Genomic DNA, 23,852 nt, shown 5'->3' with positions numbered 1-23,852 from the left:
TGTCCGCCAGGCAGCCGCTTCAACGGCACTCCTGCATTTGCACAAAGCCTGCAATCGCGCCCGCCAGCGCATCGTAAAACGCCTCGACCTCTTTGACACCTCTCGCCCGCAAGCTGCCATGCACCATGCCCGCCCCCACATGCACTGTCGTCGGTGTACCTGCCGTCTGTAACCGCTCGGCATAGTCCAGGCATTCGCTGTACAGAATGTCGTGCTGCGCTACGCCAATGAACGCGGGTGCCAAACCGTCGAACCGCTTGGCCAGCAGCGGCATGGCCCAAGGGTTTTCCCGCTGCACTGCCTCTGGCAGATACCGCGACAACGAACCCGCCAGCGACTTAGCCGACAGCGAGGGTGCATCGTGATAAAGGCTGGCCGAGGGCTCCAGGCTGCGAGGCGTCAGTACCGGGTAAACCAGTGCCTGACCCAGTGGTTGTGCAAGGCCTTGATCGCGCAGAGCCACGCACACACCAGCGGCCAGCGAACCGCCAGCGCTGTCACCGGCCACCACCACGCGCTGTGTATCTAACGCGGCATCCAGCCTGCCGGCCGCGATGGCCTGCCAGACCCTCAGGCTGTCGTCCAGGGAGGCAGGGAAGGGATGCTCCGGCGCCAGGCGATAGGCAACCGCGACGATGGCAATGTTCAGGCGTTCTGCAATTGCATAAGCGAACCAGTCATGGGTGTCGAGATGGCCGTGATCCCAGCCGCCACCATGCAGATACAACAACACCGGCCAGCCATTCTGCGGTGCTGGCGCGGCTGGTATATATACGCGTACAGGCACGCCATCGAGTGGCAGGTCGGTCACTTCCCAGCCCTCGGGCATGGCCGGGGTGAAGTGCCGGCACACGCGCAAAAACGCTTCGCGGCCACCGGCCAGGCTATTGTCGCTGGCTCCCAGCGTGCGGCTGGTGACGAGAAAGTCCACGATGCCGCTGTCGAGGTCAAAACGTTCGATAAACCCGTTGCTCATAAGTGTGGCCTTTGAGTTAAGACAGTCAACGCACGCCCCATTGGCAGCGATGCGCGGTAATGCCCTGCAATTCAGGATTGAGGCTCAGCAAGTGCCCTGAGGCCGGTGCGTTACCCAAGGTTTCCATGCTCAGTTCGTGGCGCGAGCTGGTGATGTACAAGGTGTTTTTATCCGCGCCGGCGAAGGCCAGGTCGGTGGGGCCAGGCACCGGCAGGCCGATCATCCGGTCCAGTGCACCGTCGGGGCCAAAACGCACCAGGCTCCAGCCATCACGCAAGGTGGTCCATACCCCGCCCTGATCGTCCAGCGCCAGCCCGCTCAGCCTGCCCGAGCCTTTGGGCAGCGTGGCCAGCCGGCGTACGTTGGGCGAGTCCTTGTGCATGATGAACAACGTGCCGGTCTGCGGCCCGACGGCATAGGCCGAGGTGCCTTCGGCATCCCAGCAGACGCTGTCGATCGGTTCCTGAAACTGCCAGGCCGTACGCACTTCACCTTGTGCGTTGAGTTCGCCCAAGGTGCAGCCGCTGGCGGTTTTCAGGCTGGCCCAGAGGCTGCCGTCCGGGTGGCTGGCCATCGCCAGCAGCGGCTTGCCCGGCCAGTGCGCCAGCGGCTGTTGCTTGCCGTGTTCGTCGAGCAGCGACCAGCCCTGAGCATGGCTGACCAGCAGACCGTTGCGGTGCAGTTCCAGGCCATGAATCGGCGCATCGAAACGGGCGAAGACCCGCTCGCCCTGATGGTCGAGCACCCGGATCGCCGGCGCCAGGGTATCGGCCCAGAACAGCGCCTGACGCACCTCGCACCAGCGCGGAAACGCCCCGTTGAACGACCAGGCACCTTCGACCAGATTCAGCGCGTTGTCGTTGATCTTGATCGTGGTTTCCGACAATTGCGCGCCCACCCGGCGCGCCGCTTCGGCCAGCTCCGGGCCCAGTAGCTCCAGGCGTTCCAGGGTCAGTCGATACGCCGGCCCCGCGACACTGAGCGCGCCGTACACCTTGCCGGAATGATCGCGAATCGCAGCAGCGACACAGCGCACGCCCATGCGGATTTCTTCATTGTCGATGGCATAACCCCGCGCCTGGGTGATGCGCAGTTCGGCGTTGAGCCGACGTCGGTCGACCAGCGTCAGCGGGGTCAGCGGCGTGAGGGTCAGGCCCTTGAGAATCTCTTCGCGTGCCGCCTCGTCCATAGCGGCCAGAATCGCCTTGCCTTGACCGGTGCAATACACCGGTTTGCTCTGCCCGAGGGTGGCCGCCGAACGCTGGGTATGGGCGCCATCGCAGCGTTCCAGCGACATCACCTGATCACCGTCCAGCACCGCCAGATAAGACGTCTCACCGCTCAGGTCACGCAGGGCACGTAGCTCGAAGCTGGCCGCCGCGACCAGGTCGGGCATCAGGTAGGCGTTGCGCACCAGTTCCAGATAGCGGAACCCCAGGCGGTAGACCTTGCGCACCGGGTCGCGGCGGATCATGCCGCGCTCGATCAATGTGGCAATGATCCGATACAGCGTGGTACGCGGCAGGCCAAGATGCTCGGCCAGTTCGGCCTGCGACATGCCCTTGGGGCTGGAGCCCACGGCTTCCAGCACATCCATGGCTTTTTCCAGTGCTCCGGTACCTTCGCTGGCGGTGCTCATAAGAAATTCCCACTGATTGGAACAGATCGGTTGGCGCAGAATAAACGCCGTTTGCACCAAGTCAATCAGTCTCTAGGATCGCTCTCATGTTGGCCCTGAAGCCTTGTTTCGATTCCCACCCATTGGGAATTTATCGCGCTAAGGGCTGTTGAACCGAGCCGGAGAACAAGAATGACCGAGATCCATCACTACGCCGACAGCCATCAGGATTCCTCTCAACGTCAGGTGCAGGTCAGCGACGCCGTGCTGGCCAAACTGGCCACCTGCAGCAGCGGGTCGCTGACCACCCAGTTGTTCAAGCTGGGCTTTCGCCAGCCGGCGCTGGTCGGCCTGCGTGCGCTGAGCAAGGACATCAAGCCGTTCGCCGGGCGCGCCTACACCATGCGCTTCATTCCGGCCCGTGAAGACATCGACACCTACGGCACCATGACCACCAAGCCCAACGGCGACAACCTGCAATGGCAGGGCGTCGAGCAAGTGCAGCCGGGCGATGTACTGGTCATCGATAGCCAGAACGACCCGCGTGCCGCCTCGGCCGGCAATATCCTGGTCACTCGCCTGTTGGCCCGTGGCGCCAGGGCCATCGTCACCGATGGTGCCTTGCGCGACGGCAGTGAAATTGCCGGCCTGCCGCTGCCGGCCTATGCCCGGGAAGTGACCGCCACCACGCGCATCTCTTACCACCATGTGGCCGACCTGCAAGTGCCGATCGGTTGCGCGGGCGTGGCGGTGTATCCGGGCGATGTGATCGTTGGCGATGTCGACGGTCTGACCGTGATCCCGGCGCACCTGGCCGAACAAGTCGCCGAATACTGCTCGGTGCAGGACGACCTGGAAAACTACCTGGCCATGCGCATCGCTTCCGGCGAAGCATTGTGGGGCGTCTACCCGCCAAGCCCGGCCACCGTGGCTCAATACCATGCGTGGATTGCAGAGGGCCGCCGACCAATCCCCAGCGTCATCGCCAGCAAGGAGAAGCAATAATGGCCGAGCACAAGCACGCCCAGACCATCCGCCGCTATTTCGCTGCCTGCAACGAAGGCAGCTTCGAAAAACTGGTGTCGTGCTTCACCCCGGACGCCGTGCATTACTTCCCCGCTGGCCTGCCGGAAGTGCCGTGGCGCAGCGCCGAGACCATCGCCGCCAAGTGGGTCTGGTGCGTCGAGAACCTCGGTTCGCAATGGACTATCGAGAAGATCCTGGTCAGCCACGATAGCGACGAAGCCGTCATCGAGTGGACCCACTGGAAAGGCAAGCTGGGCACTGCCCTGCGTGGTGACGAGTGGTACATCTTTGATCAAGAGACCGGCCTGATCAAAGAGATCCGCGCCTATTACGCCTCGCCGGCCGATCAGGAAGTGGCCATCAACGAACTGGTCGATTTCGACTACAGCGGCCGAGGCTACAACCTTGGCCCAGCCAACGGAGGTCAATAATGTCTGCCGATACTGAGCTGCAACAGATCGACCAGGCCGTCGCTGGCGTCGCGGCCACCGCCGAATTCTGGGCGACTTCCAGCGCCACCGTACGCGCAGCCCTGCTCGATGGCCTGGCCGCAGCGCTGGAAGCCAACCTCAATCAACTGGTTGCCCTGGCCGATGAAGAAACTCATCTGGGCAGCGGCCGCCTGAATGGCGAAGTCGCGCGCACCGCTTTCCAGTTGCGCGGCTTTGCCAGCCAGGTGCGCGATGGCGTACCGTTCGTTGCGGTCGATGACCCGGCGATTGCCGGCGCACCGCCCGCCGGTCGTCCACACCTGACCCGTGTGTCCGAGCCGTTGGGGCCGGTCGCGATGTTCTCGGCCAGTAACTTCCCGTTTGCCTTCTCGGTGCTCGGTGGCGACACCGCCTCGGCGCTGGCGGCCGGCTGCCCGGTGGTGGTCAAGTCCCATTCCGGCCACCCTCGCTTGTCCCGTGCGGTCTTCGACGTTGCCCAAGGCGTGCTCAAGGCCCAAGGCCTGCCCGCCGGGCTATTGGGGCTGGTCGGTGGCGCCTCGCGGGCCGCAGGCACGTATCTGGTTCAGCACCCGCAAATCGCCGCCGTGGCCTTCACCGGCTCGTTCAGCGGCGGCACCGCGCTGTGGCGAGCGGCCAACGAACGCCCTGTGCCAGTGCCGTTCTTTGGCGAGCTGGGCTCGATCAATCCGCTGATTGCATTGCCAGCCATTCTTGAGCGCGACGGTGAAAATCTGGCCAAGACCCTGGCCGGCTCCATCACCCTGGGCTGCGGGCAGTTTTGCACCAGCCCGGGCGTGATCGTCCTGTTGCCGGACGATGCCAGTGAGCGTTTCGTCGACCAACTGGCCACCGCGCTGCAACCGCTGACCACCCACGCCATGTTGACCCCGGCCATGCGCAAGGGCTTCGACCATGGCGTGGCGCAACTGGAGCAGGCTAGCGAGGCTCGCGCCTTGTTCACGCCAGCCGCCGATACACAAGGCCCGGCCCCGCGTTTGTTCGAAATCGACGCCCAGGCGTTTATCGACAACGCGTTGCTGCGTGAAGAAGTGTTCGGTCCCTGCGCGGTGATCGTGCGGGCTGCCTCGGTAGAGCAGGTCAATCAGGTGCTCAACGCCATCGGCGGCACCCTGACGGCCACGCTGTGGGGGTTCGAAGACGCCGACGAGGCCGCGCGCAGTATTTATCGCACGGCGCGCAAGATCGCCGGCCGCGTGTTGTTTGGCGGCGTGCCGACCGGCGTGGCGGTCACCGCCGCGCAGCAGCATGGTGGCCCGTGGCCGGCTTCGACCCAGCCGCAAACCACTTCGGTGGGCTATGCCGCGCTGCAGCGCTTCCTGCGCCCGGTGGCGCTGCAGGACGCACCCGTGTGGGCGCTGGATCAGTGAGGGCTTGCGCATGATGAAGCATCTGGTGATGTTTCGCCGCCTGCCGGGGCTGGAAAAGAATCCCGAGCTTGAAGCGGCGCTGGTGCAGGGCATGCACGATCTCGAGAAGGACATCGATTTCATCCGCGCCTGGCGCGTGTCGGCCAACGAGCTGGATCGCCCTATCTGCTGGGACTACCTGCTGGAGTCGACATTTGATGACGCCGCCGCCGTACAGCGTTACCTGCCACACCCGGCGCATGTGGCGCTGGTGACGCAGTTGAAAACCTACTTCGAGTGGGCCGCGGTCGATTACACCGAGTGACGGAGCACACGGGGCAGCCCGATAACGGGCTTGCCCTGGCGTGACGACAGACACTACAACAACAATAACTGGCGCATGACACATGTGCCGGACGGAGATCCGTTATGCATAAGAAAAAGAATTACCGCTGGACGATCCTGACGATGTTGTTCATCGCCATGGTGATCAACTATGTGGATCGCGCTGCACTGTCCATTGCCATGCCGTTCATTACCCAGGAATACCACCTGACACCCTCTGAAAAAGGCATGATTTTCAGCAGTTTCTTCTTCGGCTACGCGCTGTTCTGTTTCGTCGGCGGCTACCTGGCCGACCGCTATGGCCCCAAGCGTGTACTCACCTGCGCCATGAGCTTCTGGTCGGTGCTGTGCGGCACCACGGCCCTGGCGTTCAACTTCTGGTCGTTGCTGATTGTGCGCGCGCTGTTCGGGGTCGGTGAAGGCCCGGTATCGACCACCGCCAACAAAGCCGTGAACAGCTGGTTTCCGATCAAGGAACGCGCCCGCGCCATTGGCATCAACCAGGCTGGCGGCCCGCTGGGCGGCGCGCTGGCCGGTCCCATCGTCGGCTTTCTGGCCATCTGGCTAGGCTGGCGTGCAGCCTTTGTGATCATTGCTCTGGTCGGTGTGATCTGGGCGATCTGCTGGTACCGCATGGCGACCTCGACGCCGGTCGAGCACCCGAAAGTGACGCCTGAGGAACTGGCCGAGATCAACTTCGAGCGTGAAGTGCCGGTCACCACCGTAGAGAACGCACCGCGCACCCCGGTACTGGAAATCATTCTGCAGCGCTCGGTACTGGTCACCGGCATCTCGCTGTTTTGCTACAACTACATTCTTTACTTCTTCATGACCTGGTTCCCCAGCTACCTGATCGACGCCAAGGGTATCGACCTCAAGGCCATGAGCATTGTCACCGCACTGCCGTGGCTGGTCGGCACCGTGGGCTTTCTGGCCGGTGGCGTGCTGATCGACACCATCTACAAGCGCACGAAAAAACGCCTGTTCTCGCGCAAGGTGGTGTTGGTCACCTGCCTGCTGATCGCCGCGTTCTGCATTGCCCTGACCGGTCAGGTCGAGAGCGTGACCCAATGCGTGCTGGTCATGACCGTGGCCGTGGGCTTTTTGATGCTGACTGCACCGGCCTACTGGTCGCTGATCCAGGACGCGGTGCCGGACCATCAGGTCGGAACTGCCGGCGGCTTCATGCACGGTCTCGCCAACCTGTCGGGTATCGTCGCGCCGACCGCCACCGGTTTTATCATTCAGTCCTCCGGCACCTACTCCAGCGGCTTCGCCCTGGCCGGCGCACTGGGCATCGTCGGTGCGCTGATCGTGGCCTTCTTCGTCGGTGAGGCGAAGAACAAACAGACGCCCTCTTTTTCGCCTGCGCACTGATCCAACAGGAGCTTCCATGCAGACCCTTTTAATCACTGGCGCCGCCGGCATCGTCGGCACCGCGCTTCGCCCGCTGTTGCGCAAGCACTACGCGCTGCGCTTGTTTGATCGCCTGCCGATAGCGGATCTGGCCGACAACGAAAGCGCCTTCATCGGTGATTTGACACGTACTCAGGATCTGGTCGAGGCGGTCAAGGGCGTCGATGCCGTGCTGCATCTTGCCTGTGCTCATGGCACTGACATTCGTTACCAGAGCACCGTCAAACCCAACTATGACGCGACCCTGCAATTGCTTGAGGCGGCCGCTGGCGCGCAGGTCAAGCGCTTCATCTTTGCCAGCAGCCACCACGTACTGGGGCAGTACCCGGCCGATGCTCATGAAGTCTACGACGACCTGCCCATCGCCCCGGACAGCTACTACGCCATCAGCAAGGTATTTGGCGAGGCCGCCTGCGCCACCTTCGCCCAGCGCACCGGCATGGGCGTGCTGGTGGTGCGTATCGGTAATGCCGACCCGCAGGTCAGCGATGCCCGTCGCCTGCGCTTGTGGACCAGTGCCCGGGATCTGGAGCAACTGGTGCGTATCGGTCTGGAGCATCCGGCGATCAACTACGACGTGGTCTACGGCGTGTCGGACTGCCCGCAGGCATTTTTCAGCAACCACCATGCGCGCTCACTGGGCTACCGGCCAAAGGACCATGCCGGGGATTTTCTCGCGCCAGCCTTTCTGGGCTATGACGCCATGGACAGCAACACCTCGGGCCGCCAGTTCCTCGGCGGTGCTTATGCGGTGAGTCCGCTGGTCACGTGTCTGGAGCCGTCATGATCATTCGCAAGATCGAAACCTTTATCGTCGAGATTCCGTTCGTCGATGGCGGCAAGGGGCAGGGCATCACGCCAACCACCTGGCACACCCTGGAAAATGTGCTGGTGCGCATCGAAGATGACCAGGGCCATGTCGGCTGGGGAGAGTCGTTCGGCTACTTCACCGCTGACGCCACCAAAGCCACCATCGACCGCCTGATCGCGCCGATGCTGGTCGGCCAGCACATCACCGATATTCCGGCCTGGAACCTCAAGACCCAGCGCCAGTTGCACCTGTTCGGCCGCTACGGGGTGACCACTTTCGCCATCTCCGGCGTCGATATCGCTCTGTGGGACCTGGCCGCGCAACGCAAAGGCGTGCCGTTGTATCAGCTATTCACCGAGCAGCCGCGCCAGCAGATTCAGGCTTACGCCAGTCTGGTGCGCTACGCCGATAATGAAGTCGCCCCGGCAATCTGTGAAAAGGCTCTGGCCATGGGCTTCAAGGACATCAAGCTGCACGAGGTTACGCTGGCGGAGATCGCCGAATGCCGTAAAGCGGTCGGTGACCATGTCCCCCTGGCCACCGATGTGAATTGCAGTTGGTCTGTGGACGACACCCGTGCCTGGCTGCCGGCCCTGCGTGACCTCAACCTGGCCTGGCTTGAAGAACCGATTTTCCCGCCGGAAGATTTCGCCACCCTCAACAGCTTTCGCGGCCACGGCGTGGCGCTGTCGGCTGGGGAAAACTGGTGCACCGCGTTCCAGTTCGAGCAGGCTCTGAAAGCCGGTGCCGTGGACTCGGTGCAGCCCAGCGTGACCAAGGTCGGCGGCATCAGTGAATGCCTGCGCATCGCCCGCCTGGCCGAACAGCACGACATTCCGGTGCTGCCGCACTGCCCGTACTTTGGCCCTGGCTTCATTGCCACGCTGCACCTGGCGGCAGCGCAGGCCAGCGTTGTACAGATCGAATACCTGTTCGTCGAGCCCGAGGGCTGGCTGTACGACATCGAAGGTCTGCGCAACGGTCATCAGTTCGACATCCCGCAAGCGGCAGGCCTTGGCCAGCAAATGGACATGGCCGTGTTCGAGCGCTTTCGGCGCGCCTGATTGAAGGAGATAGGGCCATGGCACAACCTGAAGTCATGCTGCACAACGAGCACTTGACCCTGCACCTGCTGCCCGAGTCCGGTGGCCGGGCAGGGCGCCTGTCAGTGCGCAAGCACGGGCTTGAGTTGCTCAAGCCCATCGACGCCAGCCGGCCGTTCGACCCGCTGAGCTGGCCGCGCGGCGGCCTCTACCCGCTGATCCCGTACTCCAACCGCATCGCCCGGGCCGAGCTGGACTTTGCCGGGCAGCGCCATGCGTTGCCGGTGCATCCCGACGCCGTGCCGCACACGTTGCACGGCGTCAGCCATACCTTGCCGTGGACGCTGGAATCGGCCACCGAAACCGCCGCCGTGTTGAGCCTGGACTACCGCGGCGCGCACTGGCCGTGGCCGATCCGCGCCGAGCAACACTTTGCACTGACCGACAACACGCTGAACGTGCGGCTGGTGCTGACCAACCATGGCGACTCGGCAATGCCGGCCGGAATCGGCCTGCATCCTTACCTGCAAACGTATCCACAGATGCGCGTGGCCTTTCGCAGTCAGCGGCAGTGGGTCATTGCCCCCGACTACCTGGCCACCGGCGACGTGGCCGAAGGTGAGATTCGCCGCGAAATCACCCCGCACGACTGGAGCACAGAGACCTGGGCCGATTACCTGTCGCAGTGGGGCGGTGAAGCGTTGGTCAGTTATCCACAGGGTCAACTGCGCATCCGTGCCGGCGCTGAGCTTGACCACTTGGTGGTGTTTGCTCCGGCGGGTAGCGATTACCTGTGTGTAGAGCCGGTTTCGCACCTGGCCAATGGTTTCAACCTGGCTTCAAGGCTGGGCAATGACAGCACCGGCACTCGCGTCATCGGGCCGGGGGAAAGCCTGGCCAGTGACATTACCTTCGAATGGACTGACTGACGCCGCCTAAATAACGCGTCGCACAACCTGATTTCACCACGCCCCAAGTCTGCGGCGACGGTTTCGCTCGCCTTGAAAAACACGGTTCACCACACCTCAAGAAGAATAAAAAACATGACCAACACGTATAAAAAGCAGCACATTGCTCCACGTTCCCTGACCTTGGCAATCGCTGTGGCAACCCTGCCCATCGCCGCCCAGGCCGACTTTTTCAGCGACAGCAAGGCCTCGCTCACCGCCCGCAACTTTTACTACAACCACGACCTGCGCGACTCCACCGCGCCCGCTCAATCGAAACTCGAAGAGTGGGCCCAGGGCTTTATCTTCAAGGCCGAGTCCGGCTATACCCCAGGACCGGTCGGCTTTGGTCTCGATGTGTATGCAGGCCTTGGCCTCAAGCTCGATTCGTCACCTTCGCGCAGCGGCACGGCCTTGTTGCCAGGTGCCTACAACCGCGCTGGCGGCGCGCGTAATGCCGACCCGCGCTCGGTGGATGAGTACTCCGAAGCCACCGGGGCGGTGAAGATGAAAATCTCCAAAAGCGAACTGAAAGTCGGCGGGCTGTTCCCCAAAGTCCCGCTGGTGTCGGCCGGTGACGCGCGGCTGCTGCCGCAGTTCTTTGAGGGCGCCATGCTCGGCATTCGCGAGTTCGATAAAGTCGATCTGGACTTCGGCCAGATGCGCCAGGTCAACTACCGCGAGTTTTCCGGTTCGCGCAAGATGCAGACCGGCAACTACCTGAGCGTCGAAAGCGACCGCTTCAACTACGGCGGTGTCACCTGGCGCATCAGCCCGCAAGCCTCGGTCGGTTTCTGGCAAGGCGAACTCAAGGACGTCTACCAGCAAAGCCTGCTCACCAGCACCCTGAGCCAGCCGGTCGGCGCCTGGAAACTCGGTGCGCAGCTCAACTACCTCTACACCCAGGAAGCCGGCGACGAACTGGCCGGCAAACTCGACAGCCGTATGCCATCGCTGATGCTGTCGGCCAACCTCGGCGCGCAGACCTTTCGCTTCGGTTACCAATACAATGCCGGTGACAGCGCCTTGCCGTTCCTGCATGACACCGACCTGCCGGCGGTGGCCAACGCCGTACAAGTACTGCGTTTCGACCGCGCCCAGGAGCGCTCCTGGCAAGCGCGCTATGACTTCGACTTTGCCGGCGTCGGCGTTCCCGGCCTGATCGCCATGGCGCGTTATGTTCACGGCGACAACTTCAAATACCGGGGTAATGACGCCGAAGAGTGGGAACGCAATATCGACCTGACCTACACCGTGCAAAGCGGCACCCTGAAGAACCTCAGCTTCCGGCTGCGCAATGTGGAACTGGTCGGCGACCCGACCGGCCGTCGCGATGAAAACCGATTCATCGTTTCTTATACGTTGCCGTTGTTGTAAGGCGCTTTCTGGAATACGGCAGCGTTGTCTCGTGTAGGAGCGCGCTTGCCGGCATTCCGGCAAGAGCGCCTACACGCTCGAGCATTTATTGAAGTCTCGGGCAACTGGTCAGGGCTTCGCTCATGGCACGCTCATAGGTTCGGTGGGTGGCCGGATCGTAGGGTTTGGCGGTGATGTAGTAATCGTGCCTGTCGACGCGGCTGTGAGGTTGACCGACGCTAATCACCCAGGGTCTATTCTCGAACTCCGTTATTAGCCAATAGGAGTGGTAAGAAATAGAGCTGTCTTCACCGAGTCCGCTGACTGAGTACGTCAAGGGTCTGTACCAGTCGGGTATCTCGGTAATTGTTTCGATAAGCGCCAGCGCGCTGTGCTTTAGCTCAGGACTAAGCCAAATATGACCCTTCGACAGGATGGCGTTATCAAGAAAATGCTGGACGGGAAACGGTCTTGATATCCTGCTCACCAGATACATTTTCTGGCAGTTGTAAACCCATTCACCGGAGTTGACATACTTGTCGGCGTAGACGGTAACGCCGTTACCCATATCAGTCGTGTAATGGGTTGGCATCATCAGGTAAACCAGAGCGCCGAGAGAGACCAAAGAAGCCGCCATCGCTGGTTTATTCATTGGGCTTGAACTCAATAAGGCCTTTTTCGGGGCCATGGGGTGTTGTGCCGGGTATTACTGAGTTCAAGGCACCGCTGGTTTGATAAGCAAAGTCTTTTTCAACCTGAGACTTTTTTCGTTCGGCTGCTGAGCTTTTCCACTGCGCACACCATTCTTCACTCGGTACGGTTTGCGACGTAACCGTGCATGCATCGGCCAGCCGCCGCGCGGCAAACGATCCCCACGTCTCCTTGTAATCCGACCGCGTAATAAACGCCCGCACCGGAAGCTTCAAATGATCGGCCAGTTGCTGCGCCAGGCTCAGTTCCGGCTGCGGATTAAGCTGTACTGCGTTTTCGATGTCCATATCCTGCGGATTACCCATCCCCGTTCTACAGGCGTAGGACGTAAGCCGAGCCGTCGGAGCAAAGGCACTGGCGGCAATCAACTGAATGTTATCCACACCCAACGACATCCCGGCCTCATTCTCCAAGTGATGACCAAAGGCGATACTCCGCGGTATGCCATGACTGAACAGGTCCAGTTGTGCGACCGGGTGTCTGCTGCGATCCCGGCCCGTATTGATGTAGTCGATCAGTTCTTGCGCCGTACTGAGTGTCTTGAAGTCGGCTGTGTATCACCCGGCCGATTCCCTGGCTGCCTCCAGCATGGCTTCGCTGTAATGCGGGGTAAAAATCACCAGCGTACGAGGCCGTGCCGGATGCTGCTCCTTGAACACCCTCAACTGCCGCCCCGCCTGACCGATGAACATCATCTTGTTGCCGGTGCTGTTGTCATGCTGGCTACCGGCGACGGCGATCATTTCCGGCAAATCAGTAGCCGGCGCTTGCGGGAAGGGCGCGTCGTTGGCTTGCACCAGCGCCCCGGCCGCTTGGGCGCGCTGCTCAAGCTGCGGATCAGCCAGCAAGGCTTGCAGCGTTTGCTCATCGACATTGCCCTGCGCATCGATGGCGCCCAGTCGGGCGAAGTCGACCGCGAGGTTTTGCGTATCGAAGCGGACCTGCCCGCCGACGGTATCGTGGCTGCCGGTGACGATGCCGCCGCCGCAGCCGGCCCGGTCGCCAATCCGCGCCACCGGCAGGCCGTTGACGTACACAGTGGGCGAGCCGGACACCAGCGGGGTCAGGCCATGCAAAGGGATAGGGCAGGCGTGCTGGTCGGTCAAGCGGGAGACGGGAATCATGGTCAGGCTCAGGAATGCGTGGGGCATGCATCCTTGCGCGTCTGGCCCTGCGTTTTATGTAGGCCGTTTCAGCAGTAATTGAAGGATCTGGCTACGCTGCGAACACGCGGCCCCATGCTAATCTGCCGCCATTGCACCCCGTCGAGCCACCGCCGTTATGTCCATCGCCGATAACCTGATTGCCTTTACCTTCGCCGCGTTGATTCTGACCATTACGCCCGGCCTGGACACCGCGCTGATCCTGCGCACCGCCGCCGTCGAAGGCAAACAGCAGGCCCTGCGCGCCGCCTTGGGTATCAATGTCGGCTGCCTGCTCTGGGGCGCGGCGGTGGCTTTTGGTCTGGGCGCCTTGATTGCGGTCTCGGAGCTGGCCTTCAATATCCTCAAATACTGCGGCGCCGCCTACCTGTGCTGGCTGGGCCTGAACATGCTGCTGCGCCCGCGTACGCACATTGCGCCGGTGGAAAACGAAGCCGGCAAACAAACCAACTGGTTTCTCAAGGGCATGCTCGGCAACCTGCTCAACCCCAAGATCGGCGTGTTCTACGTGTCGTTCTTGCCGCAATTCATCCCGCAAGGCGAGCCGCTGGTGCTGTGGACATTCGGGCTGGTGAGCATTCATGTGGTGCTTGGGCTGATCTGGTCGCTGGCGCTGATCGGCGCGACCCAGCCACTGGCCGGCGTACTGAAGCGGCCGGCGGTGATCAAGTGGATGGACCGCACCACGGGCGTGATTTTCATGCTGTTCGCAGCGCGCCTGGCGTTGAGCAAACGCTAAGTCGACCTCAATAGAAGTCGTAATAAATCAGCCATTCGCCGGTGACCCGATGCTTCCAGAACATCAGGCTGCCGTTGTCGACCACGTTCAGATTGATCTTCGGGTCGGATGAAATCTGAAACACGAACTCAAAGCCTTCACCGGCTTCGATCCCCGGCTGGCAGAACGACGGCCAGCCGCCGATCTTGTGCTTGTAGCTGTGGGTGGTGACATCGAAATAGTTGCTGATCTCGCCTGCGTTCTCCAGCGCGCAGATTTCATCGACCAGGTCCTCGGGTACGCCGGCGCCATCCCAGAGCGGATAATCCTCTTCGAGCTTTTCTGCCTTGAGCGGGAAGGCCTTGAGGAACGAGGTCGGCACGCTCAAATCCTTGCGCACCAGTTCCTCGTCATACCCGTATTCGCGGATCAGCCAGTTGTCGCCCATCGGCTCGAAGACCTCACCAAAGTCCTCGGTCATGAACACCGTCAGCACCCGCACATTGGCCAGCAACGGGCTGACCCAGGGCAGGGCGGGCAGATAAAACTGGGCGAGGGGGAACAGCGGTTGCCCGGTGGCATTGACGGGAATTTCTTCGTCGGGGCGATACAGAAAGACCCGGCCCAGCCAGCTTTCTTCAATGGCATCGGTGGGCCGAAAGCCGCCGGCCTCGAAGGTGGTGGCGGGTTTGACCAACTGACGTTTGATTTCCTGAATATTCACAGCGAACTCCATTCGAAAACTTACCGCGTAGGAACCGTTTAAGCGGCGAAGGTTCGCAAGCTTCCACCTGGCGCATGATGTAGGAGGGGGGCTCTGCCCGCGATGACTGCATCACAGTCACTACAAAAGTGTCGGCTTCACTGGCCCTTTCGCCAGCAGAGCTGCCTCCTACAGGGCAGGGCTATACGGTTTCCAGTCGGCTTAATGCATCCTCCAGAACGGATCTGGCCAGCTCGATCAGGTGATGGGTCGAAAAGGCCAGGTCGCGCTGGCTGCCGTTGAGGCCATCGGCGCTTTCATAGGCGCTGGCGGCTGCACTGCGCAGCACGTTCATGACATAGAGGAGGGAATCTTCAAGGCTGGGTGGATCGGGGACCATCTTTTTCATTGCATGTAACCTGTTTGGGGCCACCGTATGCTCGCTGCTAAACGAACAAGGGTGGCGGCTTCGACGCGGGTTAGCAGACCGGGAGGTAACATGCGATAGACCGGCGCACCCGAAGGTGCCCCACGCGAAGCCGCCATAAAATGGCTACTTGCATGTCACATGGCCCTCTTCAGGCTGCTAAACCCGATCGCTGATTGTTCAGCGAAGAACGCAGCCTAGTAGCCGAAGTTGTAACACGCAAGCGGCCGGGATTTTCTCGGAAAGTTCGTACAAAGGAAAGCGAAACGGCTGCCGGATCGGACTGCCAAAGCAGACATTTTGTGAGTTGAAGTAACGGCCACGGCCTTTTTGAGCTGCCCTGGGTCCAGAAGGGTAGACACGTCACGACAGTGCTTGGCTTGTGAATATTTGCTGTACGCAGTCATGCATCAGTTTTACGCTCGCACAGAAACGCGACTACCTTGCTAATGACAGACGCAGCACCTGAAAACTATTCCACTGAGGGGAAGCCATGAGCCCTGTTCATCCAGAGTCGGATAAGCCCGATAAGCCAGAAGTCATTTTGGAAAAGCAGCTATTCATGCTCAATGACGCCGCCTTTGAGGCTTTCGAACAGACTCTGCAGGACAGTCCCGCCAGAAGTAACGAATGCCTGCAAACCCTCTTAATGAGGTCCAGGCGCTGGGGTTGAGCGCGTAGCAGTGGCTTCGACCGTTATTGGGTCCTACAGCATAATGCCGATCAGTGAAGGCGTGGCGCAGACCTGCGGGCAGCACTGCGACTAATGCTGTGGTACAGACGCAGCAGATGTACCGGTTTTACAGGTCCTTTCACGAGCTTTCGCTCTCATCAAACATAAAATAACTTATTGATTTTATTGAATTAAAAACACAAATCTGTAGGAGGCAGCTCTGCTGGCGATTGAGCGCGAAGCGCTCACAGAGATTTCTGAAACGCTAGCATTTTACGACTGCTACGCAGCCGATCGCGAGCAGAGCTCCCTCCTACGGCCCCATGTTTGCTGCGCGACAGCGCGGCGCCGTGGCGACGGGTAATCTCTCATCAAACATAAAATAAGTTATTGATTTTATTGAATTAAAAACAAAAATCTGTAGGAGGCAGCTCTGCTGGCGATTGAGCGCGAAGCGCTCACAGAAATCGTCGAAACGCTGCGAATCTACGACTGCTGCGCAGCCGATCGCGATGGTCCGGCATTCCGGCAGAGACGGATCGCCGCCCGCTCCCTCCTACATCCAATGTTTGCTGCGCGACAGCGCGGCGCCAAGGCGGCGAGTGATCTCCTTATCTGTTCGCGATCTGCCAGATTAGGTGCCAGACCGACTGATCTGCATTAGTCCTGCGGCACTGCTTATTCTGCTATTAACCCAACCCCGTCCTGCGCCAACACCGCCACCAACTCCCGCGCATACCCCGGCAACGCCGCAAACTCTGCCGCACACAGCAGCAGCTTGCGGTCGGCCCAATCATCTTCCAGCCGCACGGCGAGAAAATCCTGCGGCCCCTGCCAGCGATCCACCGCTGCCTGCGGCACAATCCCCAGCCCCGCGCCGTGCGTCACCATGCGCAGCACACCATCGAACCCCTCGGCCCGCACGCGGATGCGCAGGCGCTTGCCGATGTGCAGCGCCTGTTCTTCCAGGTAAATCCCCAGCGCACTGTTGGCCGCCAGCGCCACCACATCAAAATCAAGGATCTGGCTGAAGCGAAGGCTGTCGTGCGCCTGTAACGCATGCCCCAACGGCATCACCACGCTCAGCGGATCGTCACGAAAGGGCAGGGTTTGCAGGTCGCTGGCGTCCACCGCATCGGTGACGATGCCAATATCTGCCGTACCGTGGCGCAGGGCGTGAAGAATGCGCAGGCTCGGTTGTTCTTGCAGGTCGATGTCGATATGCGGGTGGCTGACCAGAAAGCCGGCGAGCAATTCGGGCAAGTGTTCGCTCAAGGTCGAGGTATTGCACAGCAGGCGGATCTGGCCTTTGAAGCCCTGCGCATAATCGGCCAGGTCTTCTTGCAGGTGCTCGACCTGTTGCAAAATCAGCCGCGCATGCCGGCCCAGCGCCTTGCCGGCCGGGGTCGGGGTGATGCCGCGGCGGTTGCGTTCCAGCAACGGGCTGTTGAGCGAGCCTTCCATAGCCCGCACCCGGGCACTGGCCGAGGCCAGCGATAAATGGCTGCGGTTGGCGCCGGCAGTGATATTGCCGGTTTCGAGGATATTGAGAAAAAGCCGCAGGTCGGTGAGGTCGAAATGCATGGAGGCCCCGGAAAATGGATTGACTCTTATGCCTCTGTCTGTGCCTGAGGCTGCCTGAGTATATGCCTGATTTTCAACTCGTCCGACCTGCGCCATGCTGCCTTCATGAACACACTTCTCGCGTTTTATCAAAACATCGGCTGGACGCTGACCGCACTGATCATCGGCACATTTCTGCTGGCTGGCGCGGTCAAGGGCGTGATCGGGCTGGGCTTGCCCACTGTGGCGATGGGCTTGCTGGGGCTGGCGATGTCGCCTGCACAGGCCGCCGCTTTGCTGATCATTCCGTCCACCGTGACCAATGTCTGGCAACTGGCCAATGGCGGGCAGTTGCGCGGCTTGCTCGGTCGGCTGTGGCCGATGCTGCTGATGATTGCGGTCGGCACCGGGCTGGGCTCGTGGTGGCTGGGCATCAATGGCGGACCGTCGATGACCCGGGCATTGGGCGCAGCGCTGCTGGTCTATGCCGTGAGCGGGCTGGCGCTGCCGACGTTCAGGGTTCCACACGCCACTGAGCGCTGGCTGGGCCCGGCATGCGGGTTGTTGACTGGCATCGTTGCCTCGGCCACCGGCGTATTCGTGATCCCTGCGGTGCCATATTTGCAGGCGCTGGGGCTGAGCCGCGATCAACTGGTGCAGGCGCTGGGCCTGTCATTCACGGTCTCGACCCTGGCGCTGGCGGCCGGGCTTGCCGGTAGCGGCGCGCTGGGCGGCAGCGAACTGGGCGCTTCATGGCTGGCGCTGGCGCCGGCGCTACTGGGCATGCTGCTCGGTCAGTGGCTGCGCAAACGCATCAGCGCGGCGCTGTTCAAGCGGGTGTTCTTTATCGGGATGGCTGGGCTGGGCCTGCATTTGCTGATGCAGGGCTGAGCATGTCGATACGGCGTATCTCGAAATCGCGGGTCAGGTAGTCGGCGCGCTGTTCGGCGAATTTCGCCATGTGCGGCAGCGCCGAATGCACGTCCAGATGCGCCTGGCTTTCCCAGACCTCAAAGAAGATGAACAGGCTCGGGTCGGCCTGGTCGCGCAGCATGTGGTACTCGATGCAACCGGGTTCGCTGCGGCTGGCTGCGACATAGCCGCTGAGCAGCGCTTCGAATTCGGCGGATTTTTCCGGGCGGGTGTAGGCATGCAGGATGAAGCTGACGCGCTCGCTCACAAGAAGCTCCTTGAATGAAAGTGACGTTATCTTAAGTCAACAATAGGTCTTTGATTCGTGATTTACAGGCAAATGTCATTTGCCCGTCAGCACCTTTGTCCAGGCCCGATGACTCGCTATTCTGCCGTCCATTCATTTAGCGAGCCTCAAAAAACGAGGCGACCCTGCAGAGGTTTTCTCATGAAAAAGATCCTGTTCCTCAATGGCGGCAAACAATTCGCCCATTCCGACGGCCGTTATAACGCCACCCTGCACGATGCAGGCATCGCGTTCATGGACCGCGCCGGTTTCGATGTGCAGCACACCTTCATCGACGGTGGCTATGACGTGGCCGAAGAAGTGCAGAAGTTTCTCTGGGCCGACGTGATCGTCTGGCAGATGCCCGGCTGGTGGATGGGCGCGCCGTGGACCGTGAAAAAATACATCGACGAAGTCTTCACCGAAGGCCACGGCAGCCTGTACGCCAACGACGGCCGCACCCGCTCCGACGCCTCACAGAAATACGGCAGCGGCGGTTTGCTGCACGGCAAGCAATACATGCTCTCGCTGACCTGGAACGCCCCGCAACAAGCCTTCGACGACCCGAGCGACTTCTTCGAAGCCAAAGGCGTAGACGCGGTGTATTTTCCGTTCCACAAGGCCAATCAGTTTCTGGGCATGACCGCGCTGCCGACCTTTCTGGCGGTGGACGTGATGAAGCGCCCGAACATTGAAGGTGATGTGCAGCGTTATGAAGCGCATTTGGGGGAGGTGTTTGGCGGTTAACGGGCAAACCCGGCTACCATCCCGCCTCGTCTAACGCCGTGGGCCCACTATGAAAGCCAGATCCGATGAGTTGCAGGTGTTCGTTTCGGTGATCGAAAGCGGGTCTATTTCCGCTGCCGCCGAACAGTTGGGCCTGACGCCCTCAGGCGTCAGTCGCACCCTGACCCGGCTGGAAGCCAAGCTGCAGACCACGCTGCTCAATCGCACCACCCGGCGCATGGACCTGACCGAGGAAGGCCGATTCTTTCTGGACCACGCCCGCGACATTCTCGAACGCATGCACAACCTTGAAGAGCACCTGGCCCAGTCCCGGCAGAAACCGGCCGGGCGCCTGCGGGTCAATGCCGCATCGCCCTTCATGCTGCATTCGGTGGTGCCGCATGTCGGCGAGTTTCGCCGCCTGTACCCGGATATCCAGCTGGAGCTGACCAGCAACGACTGGTTCATCGACCTGCTGGAACAGAGCACCGACATCGCCATCCGCATCGGCGAACTCAGCGACTCGACCCTGCACGCACGCTCCCTGGGCTGCACTGGGCTGAACATCGTCGCCAGCCCTGCTTATTTACAGCGTCACGGCACGCCAGCGTCGGTCACTGACCTTGCCGGGCATACGTTGCTGGGGTTCACGCAGGTCGAGACGCTCAATCACTGGCCGCTGCGCCATGTCGGCGGCGACCGCTTTGCAATTGAGCCGAGCATTGCGGCGTCCAGCGGCGATACCTTGCGGCATCTGGCGCTGGTCGGGGAGGGGATTGCCTGTCTGTCGCATTTCATGACCCACGAAGACCTGAGCGAAGGCCGGCTTGTCGCCATTTTGAGCGAGGCCAACAGCGGCTATCGCCAGCCGATCAATGCGGTGTACTACCGCAACTCCAAACTGGCGCTGCGGATCGAATGCTTTCTGGATTTCATGCAGGAAAAGCTGGCGGAGTATGCGTGTCCTTCGCGGCTAAAGCCGCTCCTACGGGGATGAGGTGCACGTAGGAGCGGCCGGGCGGCGATCCGCTTTAGCCGCGAAAAGATCAATGATGCTCGCGGGTCGCGCGGAATTTCACGTCTGGCCAGCGTTCTTCCATCAGCGCCAGGTTGACCCGCGTCGGCGCCAGGTAGGTCAGGTGACCACCGCCGTCGAGTGCCAGGTTTTCCACGGCCTTGGTTTCAAACTCTTCGAGCTTCTTCTTGTCGGCGCAATCGACCCAGCGGGCCGACCAGACGGTGATCGGCTCGTAGGCGCATTCGACCTTGTATTCCTCTTTCAGGCGGCTGGCGACTACATCGAACTGCAGCACACCGACGGCGCCGAGAATGATGTCGTTGCTGCGCTGCGGGAAGAACACCTGGGTGGCGCCTTCTTCGGCCAGTTGCTGCAAGCCCTGGCGCAGTTGCTTGGACTTGAGCGGGTCTTTCAGGCGTACGCGACGGAACAGTTCCGGGGCGAAGTGCGGAATACCGGTGAAGCCCAGAGCCTCGCCTTCGGTGAAGGTGTCGCCGATCTGTATGGTGCCGTGGTTGTGCAGGCCGATGATGTCGCCAGCATAAGCCTCTTCGAGCATTTCACGTTCCGACGAGAAGAAGGTCAGGGCGTCGCCGATACGCACGTCCTTGCCCAGGCGCACGTGGCGCATCTTCATGCCTTTCTCATAGCGGCCCGAGCAGATGCGCATGAACGCAATGCGGTCGCGGTGCTTGGGGTCCATGTTCGCCTGGATCTTGAACACGAAGCCGCTGAATTTCTCTTCGACCGGCTCCACGTTACGCTCGCGGGCTTCACGCGCCAGCGGGCGCGGTGCCCAGTCGACGACGGCATCGAGCACATGGTCGACACCGAAGTTACCCAGCGCGGTGCCGAAGAACACCGGGGTCAACTGGCCGTTGATGAATTCGTCCTGGTCGAATTCGTGGCAGGCGCCCTGCACCAGCTCAAGCTGCTCGATAAAGCGCTCGTACTCGTCGCCCAGATGGGCGCGGGCTTCGTCCGAGTCCAGTTTCTCGATGATCCTGGTCTCGGTGCGTTCATGACCGTGGCCTGGGGTGTAGACGATGATGTAGTCGCCGGCCAGGTGGTACACGCCTTTGAAGTCACGGTAGCAACCGATCGGCCAGGTGATCGGCGCGGCCTTGATCTTCAATACCGCTTCGATTTCGTCGAGCAGCTCGATCGGGTCGCGGATGTCGCGGTCGAGTTTGTTGATGAAGCTGACGATCGGCGTGTCACGCAGGCGGCAGACGTCCATCAGTGCGATGGTCCGTGGCTCGACGCCTTTACCGCCGTCGAGCACCATCAGCGCCGAGTCCACAGCGGTCAGGGTGCGGTAGGTGTCTTCCGAGAAGTCTTCGTGGCCCGGGGTGTCGAGCAGGTTGATCATGTGCTCGCGATACGGAAACTGCATGACCGAGGTGGTAATGGAAATGCCGCGCTGCTTTTCCATTTCCATCCAGTCGGAGGTGGCATGACGATCGGATTTACGCGATTTGACCGTACCGGCCACCGAAATCGCCTTGCCCATCAGCAGGAGCTTTTCGGTAATGGTGGTTTTACCGGCGTCGGGGTGGGAGATGATGGCGAAAGTGCGACGTTTCGCGACTTCGGCGGCCTGTTGCGTCATGGGGAATCGCCTGAAAAGGGAGTCAAAAAAGGGCGCAGATTATAGCGCAACTCGGGCCAATAACCGAACCGCTCAGTCGATCCGGGGTGGCCAAATGCTGTCTCGCGTGGGAACCTTTCGGATTCCGGAGACGTCCATTCCCTTGTAACAGGCCATGTCAGGACTGTTTCAAGTGGCTGATTCATCTGCAAATCGGCTTGACGAAGCTGTGCTCATGGCTTGTGTTTTCGCCTTTTATGGCGACCCACCTGCTGCTCTTCGCGAACGTTGAACCTGCATCCTGCAACGGATGCCAGGGCATGCGCTCGCCGACTGAAAAAAGGAGTCCGCCCGTGGCTAATCGCTATGGCAAGGGGCTAGTGGGAGGCGCGATTATCATCGTACTCCTGGCCCTGCTGGTCCAATGGATCGGCACTGAAACATTTGTGAAGTACAAGGATGACCTGCTGTTTTATCTGCAAGCGCATCTGGTTCTGGTTCTGGTTTCAATGTTGGCGGCCCTGGTGGTCGGTATTCCTGCCGGCATTGCCTTGAGCCGACCGTCCATGGTTGGCCGCGCCGAACGCTTCATGCAGATCTTCAACATCGGTAACACCGTTCCTCCTCTTGCGGTTCTGGCCATTGCTCTCGGGATTCTCGGGATCGGCAGTGGGCCTGCCATCTTTGCGCTGTTCCTCGCCTCGTTGCTGCCCATCGTGCGCAACACCTACGAAGGCCTGAAAAACGTTCCCGCCTCCCTCAAGGAAGCCGCCACCGGCATCGGCATGACCCCGCGTCAGGTGCTGTTCAAGGTCGAGCTGCCCAATGCCGTGCCGATCATCGTTGGTGGCGTGCGCATCTCGCTGGCGCTCAACGTCGGTACTGCCCCGCTGTCGTTCCTGATCGGCGCCAATAGCCTGGGCAGCCTGATTTTTCCGGGTATCGGCCTGAACAACCAGCCGCAATTGCTGCTGGGCGCGGCGTGCACCGCCTTGCTGGCGCTGCTGCTCGATGGTCTGGTCACGCTGTTCAGCCGCATCTGGCTCGAGCGCGGCCTGAGCCGCTGAGACGATGCCGCAGAGACGATAAGGAACCCTCATGAAGAAATTATGTTTATTACTGGGCCTTGGCCTGCTGTTCTCGGCGTTCGCCCAGGCGGCCGACAAGCCACTGCTGCGCATCGGTGCCCGGGTGTTCACCGAACAGACCCTGCTCGCCGAACTGACCGCGCAATACCTGCGCACCAAGAACTTTGACGTGCAGATCACCGGCGGGCTGGGCAGCAACCTGGCGCGCAGTGCACACGAAAGCGGCCAGCTGGACCTGCTGTGGGAATACACCGGCGTTTCGCTGGTGGCCTACAACCACATCGACGAAAAACTCGACAGCGAGCAGACCTACGCCCGGGTCAAGGAAGTCGATGCCAAAAAAGGCCTGATCTGGCTGGCACCATCGAAGTTCAACAACACCTACGCCCTGGCGCTGCCCAAGAACGTCGCCGACCAGTACCCGCAGGTCAACACCATGACCGACCTGACCAAGGTGCTTAAAGATGAAGCCGACCAGGGCCATATCGTGGCGCTGGACACCGAGTTCGCCAACCGCTCCGACGGTTTGCTGGGGATGGTCAAGCATTACGGCATGAACCTGGGCCGCGAGAACATCCGCCAGATGGACGCGGGCCTGGTCTACACCGCGCTGCGCAACGGCCAGGTGTTTGCAGGGCTGGTCTACACCACCGACGGTCGCCTGGACGCGTTCAAGCTCAAGGTGCTGGACGACGACAAGAAGTATTTCCCGGACTACACCGCCGCCCCGGTGATCCGCAAAGACTTTCTCGATGCTCACCCGGAAATCTCCGGCCTGCTCGAACCGCTGGCGGCGCTGCTGGATAACACCACCATGCGTGGCCTGAACGCCAAGGTGGATGTCGATCACCAGAGCCCGTCCACCGTTGCCGCAGAGTTCCTGCGCCAGCATCCGCTTAATTAAAGGAGGCACATG

26 protein-coding genes are annotated in these 23,852 nt (G+C 61.1%); 16 read left to right on the top strand and 10 right to left on the bottom strand.

Annotated elements, in window-relative coordinates; translation table 11 throughout:
- Positions 1-19: 19 nt before the first annotated feature.
- Complete coding sequence (locus ACYP2A_RS26475; protein WP_459748895.1) at positions 20-976, bottom strand: alpha/beta hydrolase; 957 nt, start codon at positions 974-976, stop codon at positions 20-22.
- Between the two features lie 25 nt (positions 977-1,001).
- A complete protein-coding gene (locus ACYP2A_RS26470) occupies positions 1,002-2,615 on the bottom strand; it encodes an IclR family transcriptional regulator domain-containing protein (protein ID WP_459748894.1) in 1,614 nt (537 codons plus the stop codon).
- Positions 2,616-2,786: 171 nt separating this feature from the next.
- On the opposite strand from ACYP2A_RS26470, the gene ACYP2A_RS26465 reads away from it, so the two are divergent.
- The 9 genes from ACYP2A_RS26465 to ACYP2A_RS26425 all read left to right on the top strand — a co-directional run bounded on the left by ACYP2A_RS26465 (position 2,787) and on the right by ACYP2A_RS26425 (position 11,378).
- Positions 2,787-3,599 carry an RraA family protein gene (locus ACYP2A_RS26465; RefSeq protein WP_459748893.1) on the top strand — a complete coding sequence of 271 codons (813 nt, stop codon included), beginning with the start codon at positions 2,787-2,789 and terminating at the stop codon, positions 3,597-3,599.
- Positions 3,599-4,051, top strand: a complete 453-nt coding sequence (locus ACYP2A_RS26460; protein ID WP_459748892.1) for a nuclear transport factor 2 family protein — start codon at positions 3,599-3,601, stop codon at positions 4,049-4,051. The genes ACYP2A_RS26465 and ACYP2A_RS26460 overlap by 1 nt, the downstream gene beginning before the upstream one ends.
- Positions 4,051-5,460, top strand: a complete 1,410-nt coding sequence (locus ACYP2A_RS26455) for an aldehyde dehydrogenase (NADP(+)) (RefSeq protein WP_459748891.1) — start codon at positions 4,051-4,053, stop codon at positions 5,458-5,460. The genes ACYP2A_RS26460 and ACYP2A_RS26455 overlap by 1 nt, the downstream gene beginning before the upstream one ends.
- Positions 5,461-5,470: 10 nt before the next feature.
- The gene (locus ACYP2A_RS26450; RefSeq protein ID WP_459748890.1) at positions 5,471-5,764 is read left to right on the top strand and encodes a Dabb family protein; all 294 of its coding nucleotides are present in this window, start codon (positions 5,471-5,473) and stop codon (positions 5,762-5,764) included.
- 104 nt (positions 5,765-5,868) lie between these two features.
- On the top strand, positions 5,869-7,161 hold the full coding sequence (locus tag ACYP2A_RS26445) for an MFS transporter (RefSeq protein WP_459748889.1): 1,293 nt from the start codon (positions 5,869-5,871) through the stop codon (positions 7,159-7,161).
- 16 nt (positions 7,162-7,177) lie between these two features.
- Complete coding sequence (locus tag ACYP2A_RS26440) at positions 7,178-7,987, top strand: NAD-dependent epimerase/dehydratase family protein (RefSeq protein WP_459748888.1); 810 nt, start codon at positions 7,178-7,180, stop codon at positions 7,985-7,987.
- Positions 7,984-9,075, top strand: coding sequence for a mandelate racemase/muconate lactonizing enzyme family protein (locus ACYP2A_RS26435; protein ID WP_459748887.1), 1,092 nt, complete (start codon positions 7,984-7,986; stop codon positions 9,073-9,075). The genes ACYP2A_RS26440 and ACYP2A_RS26435 overlap by 4 nt, the downstream gene beginning before the upstream one ends.
- Positions 9,076-9,092: 17 nt before the next feature.
- Positions 9,093-9,983, top strand: a complete 891-nt coding sequence (locus ACYP2A_RS26430; RefSeq protein WP_459748886.1) for an aldose 1-epimerase — start codon at positions 9,093-9,095, stop codon at positions 9,981-9,983.
- Positions 9,984-10,097: 114 nt separating this feature from the next.
- A complete protein-coding gene (locus ACYP2A_RS26425) occupies positions 10,098-11,378 on the top strand; it encodes an OprD family porin (RefSeq protein ID WP_459748885.1) in 1,281 nt (426 codons plus the stop codon).
- Positions 11,379-11,463: 85 nt separating this feature from the next.
- Here the strand turns inward: ACYP2A_RS26425 and ACYP2A_RS26420 are convergent, their stop codons facing one another.
- From ACYP2A_RS26420 to ACYP2A_RS26410, 3 genes are all read right to left on the bottom strand, one after another.
- Positions 11,464-12,009, bottom strand: a complete 546-nt coding sequence (locus ACYP2A_RS26420; RefSeq protein WP_459748884.1) for a hypothetical protein — start codon at positions 12,007-12,009, stop codon at positions 11,464-11,466.
- Positions 12,002-12,463 (bottom strand): hypothetical protein, encoded by a 462-nt coding sequence (locus tag ACYP2A_RS26415; RefSeq protein ID WP_459748883.1) that lies wholly within the window; start codon positions 12,461-12,463, stop codon positions 12,002-12,004. Before ACYP2A_RS26415 ends, ACYP2A_RS26420 begins: the two co-directional genes overlap by 8 nt.
- A 162-nt stretch (positions 12,464-12,625) precedes the next feature.
- Positions 12,626-13,219 (bottom strand): PAAR domain-containing protein, encoded by a 594-nt coding sequence (locus ACYP2A_RS26410; RefSeq protein WP_459748882.1) that lies wholly within the window; start codon positions 13,217-13,219, stop codon positions 12,626-12,628.
- A 130-nt stretch (positions 13,220-13,349) separates the two neighbouring features.
- Between ACYP2A_RS26410 and ACYP2A_RS26405 the strand changes: the two genes are divergently transcribed.
- Positions 13,350-13,970, top strand: coding sequence for a LysE family translocator (locus ACYP2A_RS26405; RefSeq protein ID WP_459748881.1), 621 nt, complete (start codon positions 13,350-13,352; stop codon positions 13,968-13,970).
- A gap of 7 nt (positions 13,971-13,977) precedes the next feature.
- Here ACYP2A_RS26405 and ACYP2A_RS26400 read toward each other — a convergent pair whose 3' ends face one another.
- A complete protein-coding gene (locus ACYP2A_RS26400) occupies positions 13,978-14,673 on the bottom strand; it encodes a DUF1963 domain-containing protein (protein WP_459748880.1) in 696 nt (231 codons plus the stop codon).
- 181 nt (positions 14,674-14,854) lie between these two features.
- Positions 14,855-15,061, bottom strand: coding sequence for a DUF6124 family protein (locus ACYP2A_RS26395; RefSeq protein ID WP_459748879.1), 207 nt, complete (start codon positions 15,059-15,061; stop codon positions 14,855-14,857).
- Between the two features lie 511 nt (positions 15,062-15,572).
- Between ACYP2A_RS26395 and ACYP2A_RS26390 the strand changes: the two genes are divergently transcribed.
- The gene (locus ACYP2A_RS26390; RefSeq protein ID WP_459748878.1) at positions 15,573-15,752 is read left to right on the top strand and encodes a type II toxin -antitoxin system TacA 1-like antitoxin; all 180 of its coding nucleotides are present in this window, start codon (positions 15,573-15,575) and stop codon (positions 15,750-15,752) included.
- A gap of 678 nt (positions 15,753-16,430) precedes the next feature.
- Here the strand turns inward: ACYP2A_RS26390 and ACYP2A_RS26385 are convergent.
- A complete protein-coding gene (locus ACYP2A_RS26385) occupies positions 16,431-17,336 on the bottom strand; it encodes a LysR substrate-binding domain-containing protein (RefSeq protein WP_459748877.1) in 906 nt (301 codons plus the stop codon).
- 105 nt (positions 17,337-17,441) lie between these two features.
- Between ACYP2A_RS26385 and ACYP2A_RS26380 the strand changes: the two genes are divergently transcribed.
- Positions 17,442-18,206 (top strand): sulfite exporter TauE/SafE family protein, encoded by a 765-nt coding sequence (locus ACYP2A_RS26380; RefSeq protein ID WP_459748876.1) that lies wholly within the window; start codon positions 17,442-17,444, stop codon positions 18,204-18,206.
- Here the strand turns inward: ACYP2A_RS26380 and ACYP2A_RS26375 are convergent.
- Positions 18,160-18,495: a putative quinol monooxygenase gene (locus ACYP2A_RS26375; RefSeq protein WP_459748875.1), complete on the bottom strand. Its 336-nt coding sequence runs from the start codon at positions 18,493-18,495 to the stop codon at positions 18,160-18,162. The two genes, ACYP2A_RS26380 and ACYP2A_RS26375, sit on opposite strands and share 47 nt — an antisense overlap.
- A gap of 180 nt (positions 18,496-18,675) precedes the next feature.
- Between ACYP2A_RS26375 and ACYP2A_RS26370 the strand changes: the two genes are divergently transcribed.
- Positions 18,676-19,260, top strand: coding sequence for an NAD(P)H-dependent oxidoreductase (locus ACYP2A_RS26370; RefSeq protein ID WP_459748874.1), 585 nt, complete (start codon positions 18,676-18,678; stop codon positions 19,258-19,260).
- A 49-nt stretch (positions 19,261-19,309) separates the two neighbouring features.
- Positions 19,310-20,236, top strand: coding sequence for a LysR substrate-binding domain-containing protein (locus tag ACYP2A_RS26365; RefSeq protein ID WP_459748873.1), 927 nt, complete (start codon positions 19,310-19,312; stop codon positions 20,234-20,236).
- Between the two features lie 49 nt (positions 20,237-20,285).
- Here ACYP2A_RS26365 and ACYP2A_RS26360 read toward each other — a convergent pair whose 3' ends face one another.
- A complete protein-coding gene (locus ACYP2A_RS26360; protein WP_459748872.1) occupies positions 20,286-21,869 on the bottom strand; it encodes a peptide chain release factor 3 in 1,584 nt (527 codons plus the stop codon).
- Between the two features lie 299 nt (positions 21,870-22,168).
- On the opposite strand from ACYP2A_RS26360, the gene ACYP2A_RS26355 reads away from it, so the two are divergent.
- Entirely contained in the window at positions 22,169-22,915 is a 747-nt protein-coding gene (locus ACYP2A_RS26355; protein WP_459748871.1) for an ABC transporter permease, read from the top strand.
- A gap of 31 nt (positions 22,916-22,946) precedes the next feature.
- Positions 22,947-23,840, top strand: coding sequence for a glycine betaine ABC transporter substrate-binding protein (locus ACYP2A_RS26350; RefSeq protein ID WP_459748870.1), 894 nt, complete (start codon positions 22,947-22,949; stop codon positions 23,838-23,840).
- The last annotated feature ends 12 nt before the right edge of the window (positions 23,841-23,852 follow it).

Source organism: Pseudomonas sp. 3A(2025), from assembly GCF_054589175.1.
This window is presented reverse-complemented; position numbering and strand designations above follow the sequence as displayed.

Excerpts from the sequence above, each read along its gene's own strand:
- ACYP2A_RS26410 (WP_459748882.1), bottom strand. The coding sequence starts at position 13,219 with ATGCCCCACGCATTCCTGAGCCTGACCATGATTCCCGTCTCCCGCTTG.
- ACYP2A_RS26460 (WP_459748892.1), top strand. The coding sequence starts at position 3,599 with ATGGCCGAGCACAAGCACGCCCAGACCATCCGCCGCTATTTCGCTGCC.
- ACYP2A_RS26445 (WP_459748889.1), top strand. The coding sequence starts at position 5,869 with ATGCATAAGAAAAAGAATTACCGCTGGACGATCCTGACGATGTTGTTC.
- ACYP2A_RS26355 (WP_459748871.1), top strand. The coding sequence starts at position 22,169 with ATGCGCTCGCCGACTGAAAAAAGGAGTCCGCCCGTGGCTAATCGCTAT.
- ACYP2A_RS26470 (WP_459748894.1), bottom strand. The coding sequence starts at position 2,615 with ATGAGCACCGCCAGCGAAGGTACCGGAGCACTGGAAAAAGCCATGGAT.
- ACYP2A_RS26435 (WP_459748887.1), top strand. The coding sequence starts at position 7,984 with ATGATCATTCGCAAGATCGAAACCTTTATCGTCGAGATTCCGTTCGTC.
- ACYP2A_RS26350 (WP_459748870.1), top strand. The coding sequence starts at position 22,947 with ATGAAGAAATTATGTTTATTACTGGGCCTTGGCCTGCTGTTCTCGGCG.
- ACYP2A_RS26405 (WP_459748881.1), top strand. The coding sequence starts at position 13,350 with ATGTCCATCGCCGATAACCTGATTGCCTTTACCTTCGCCGCGTTGATT.
- ACYP2A_RS26385 (WP_459748877.1), bottom strand. The coding sequence starts at position 17,336 with ATGCATTTCGACCTCACCGACCTGCGGCTTTTTCTCAATATCCTCGAA.
- ACYP2A_RS26395 (WP_459748879.1), bottom strand. The coding sequence starts at position 15,061 with ATGAAAAAGATGGTCCCCGATCCACCCAGCCTTGAAGATTCCCTCCTC.
- ACYP2A_RS26380 (WP_459748876.1), top strand. The coding sequence starts at position 17,442 with ATGAACACACTTCTCGCGTTTTATCAAAACATCGGCTGGACGCTGACC.
- ACYP2A_RS26360 (WP_459748872.1), bottom strand. The coding sequence starts at position 21,869 with ATGACGCAACAGGCCGCCGAAGTCGCGAAACGTCGCACTTTCGCCATC.
- ACYP2A_RS26370 (WP_459748874.1), top strand. The coding sequence starts at position 18,676 with ATGAAAAAGATCCTGTTCCTCAATGGCGGCAAACAATTCGCCCATTCC.
- ACYP2A_RS26450 (WP_459748890.1), top strand. The coding sequence starts at position 5,471 with ATGATGAAGCATCTGGTGATGTTTCGCCGCCTGCCGGGGCTGGAAAAG.
- ACYP2A_RS26425 (WP_459748885.1), top strand. The coding sequence starts at position 10,098 with ATGACCAACACGTATAAAAAGCAGCACATTGCTCCACGTTCCCTGACC.
- ACYP2A_RS26390 (WP_459748878.1), top strand. The coding sequence starts at position 15,573 with ATGAGCCCTGTTCATCCAGAGTCGGATAAGCCCGATAAGCCAGAAGTC.
- ACYP2A_RS26455 (WP_459748891.1), top strand. The coding sequence starts at position 4,051 with ATGTCTGCCGATACTGAGCTGCAACAGATCGACCAGGCCGTCGCTGGC.
- ACYP2A_RS26420 (WP_459748884.1), bottom strand. The coding sequence starts at position 12,009 with ATGAATAAACCAGCGATGGCGGCTTCTTTGGTCTCTCTCGGCGCTCTG.
- ACYP2A_RS26475 (WP_459748895.1), bottom strand. The coding sequence starts at position 976 with ATGAGCAACGGGTTTATCGAACGTTTTGACCTCGACAGCGGCATCGTG.
- ACYP2A_RS26430 (WP_459748886.1), top strand. The coding sequence starts at position 9,093 with ATGGCACAACCTGAAGTCATGCTGCACAACGAGCACTTGACCCTGCAC.
- ACYP2A_RS26415 (WP_459748883.1), bottom strand. The coding sequence starts at position 12,463 with ATGTCGTTGGGTGTGGATAACATTCAGTTGATTGCCGCCAGTGCCTTT.
- ACYP2A_RS26365 (WP_459748873.1), top strand. The coding sequence starts at position 19,310 with ATGAAAGCCAGATCCGATGAGTTGCAGGTGTTCGTTTCGGTGATCGAA.
- ACYP2A_RS26465 (WP_459748893.1), top strand. The coding sequence starts at position 2,787 with ATGACCGAGATCCATCACTACGCCGACAGCCATCAGGATTCCTCTCAA.
- ACYP2A_RS26440 (WP_459748888.1), top strand. The coding sequence starts at position 7,178 with ATGCAGACCCTTTTAATCACTGGCGCCGCCGGCATCGTCGGCACCGCG.